Source organism: Pseudoalteromonas sp. SG44-5, from assembly GCF_014164175.1.
In the GTDB taxonomy this organism is placed as follows: domain Bacteria; phylum Pseudomonadota; class Gammaproteobacteria; order Enterobacterales; family Alteromonadaceae; genus Pseudoalteromonas; species Pseudoalteromonas nigrifaciens.
On record NZ_JACJES010000048.1, the window covers coordinates 1 to 1,907 of the forward strand.

General features: G+C 39.3%; 2 protein-coding genes and 1 pseudogene. All 3 read right to left on the minus strand.

Going from position 1 to position 1,907, the window contains the following annotated elements; all coding sequences use genetic code 11:
- The coding region (locus H5079_RS18060; RefSeq protein WP_310736340.1) for a zonular occludens toxin domain-containing protein at nt 1-424 on the minus strand (424 nt) is incomplete at its 3' end.
- Nucleotides 424-828, minus strand: a complete 405-nt coding sequence (locus H5079_RS18065) for a DUF2523 family protein (protein ID WP_182684613.1) — start codon at nt 826-828, stop codon at nt 424-426. The genes H5079_RS18060 and H5079_RS18065, both read right to left, overlap by 1 nt.
- Nucleotides 825-1,907: pseudogene (locus H5079_RS18070) on the minus strand (hypothetical protein); the annotation flags it as partial. The pseudogene H5079_RS18070 and the gene H5079_RS18065, both read right to left, overlap by 4 nt.

The window sequence follows — 1,907 nt, forward strand, 5'->3', positions numbered from 1 at the left end:
CGCTGGTTAAGTTCTCAGGTTTAAATTTTTCTAGTTGTTCATAGTGATATTTATACCAATGCTCGGGTATCAAATCCTTGTAAGTGTCTATGTGTTTATAGTTACAAGATTCAGGTTTAAACGTTACTTCGGTTGGGTAAACGTCTTGCACTTCATCAATTAAAACTAATGCACCCGTTGGCATCCAGTGATACCAATTTCGCCAAAGACTTTGCCCTTCGCTATTTTGTGATGATAAGCGCCACAGTTGAGCTGTTTCTGGGAATGTTTCTTGTAACTCGGTTTCTATCTCTTCAAGCGGTAAAATACCTTCGATGTTGGTAACAACTAAGCGACCTTTTCTAAGTGCTGGCAACACTTCAAACCATGTTGCGCTAGCTGACTTAAAAGAACCTGGTGCACCGTGAAATATTGAACTAGCCATTATAAAAACCTTAATACATATCTAGTTGCAAGAGCTTGAACAACAATAGTAAGCCCATCAAATAAACGCATATCAACAAGCGCGGCCTTTACATCTTGGGGTAGGGAATCAGCAGCAGCAACAATCTTAGATGAAACCTCAAAGTTCTCTAAGACAGCCTTTGCAACAGACCAAGCAAATTTAATGGTTTCAATTTGGGCTTTAATTTTAAACATAACAGCTTGTTCAGCAATATAAATAGCACTTCGCTTTAAGAAACTAGGTACATCATCATCAAAAAAAGCCCATGTATCAGTAAAGAAATCACCTGTCTTCTGAGCAAAAACAGCTAAACCAGAAGGCTCGTTAGCAAGAACGAAAAACGGTAAAAAAAACATGCAAAGTAAAATAAATTTAATTTTCATTCTTTAGACCCCAATAAAATAAAAATAGCAGTCATAGTGGCAATAAGTAAAATAGCAGGTGCTAACAGCTTAAAAAAGCTAGATATTCGTTCCAAACCTAAATCCAATTTAACGCCTTTCACCTCAACAATTCGCTCTTCATAACCGCCATCAATAGTGATATTAAACTCAAGAACCTCACCCAATTCGGTTTGAATTTGCTTTATATAATCAGAAAATTCGACTTTTTTCTCTTCAATATCAGCCTGTAATTTTTCAATATCCTGCTGAGTAAATACGGAATTCAAACCTTTATTAGGGTCTTTTCTGGTTGTTTGAACGTCAAACATATCTTTTTCAGTATTCTCTCTAAGCTCTTCAAGTAAGGCCAAACCATCATCTTGGCCTTTTTTTATATCGCTAATAACCTTATTACCAGCAACCTCAGCTTTTATTAAGTCATCCACAAGGCCGTTAGTAAGCTTAATCCCATTAGTAGCATCTTTAGTATTTGTTCTTATATGAGAAAGTAACTCGTTAGAGTTTTGTGTCTCTTTGGCCATGCGGTCTAACCTTTGTTCATGGGATTCAATACCAGCAACCATATTTTTATTAATAGAATCTAAATTCTTGTTAACTTTATTCAATGCACCAATTGAGTCTGGGCTTGTGCTTGGGTCGGTGTCTTCTGGCGCTGGCCTTTCATCTGGGTCTGGCGTTTTATCAGGGTCGGGCGTTTCTGGTTCTGGCTCAGATTCAGGCTCAGGTTCTGGCTCTGGCTCTGGCTCTGGCTCAGGTTCTGGCTCAGGGTCGGGAACGCATGAAACAGGCTCAGCCGAACCATAAGAAACAGGGATGTTATAACCACCGTAAGCATCAGTTTTTATTTCACATTGACGGCCATTACCAGCAGGAAAACAAACACTCGTTTGACCGCCACCACTACCAAAAACAAACGGGTCATTGTCGGTTGGTTCTGGGCAATCAGGATCTTTTTCTGGCTCTGGTTCTGGTTCATCACCCAATGGTTTTGCACACATAAATGTTGGCTCACTTGGGTCAGTTGGCTGAGGCTGAATAGGGACGGCAATTTTATACAA

Coding starts and splice junctions, on each gene's coding strand:
- H5079_RS18065 (WP_182684613.1), bottom strand. CDS start 828: ATGAAAATTAAATTTATTTTACTTTGCATGTTTTTTTTACCGTTTTTC.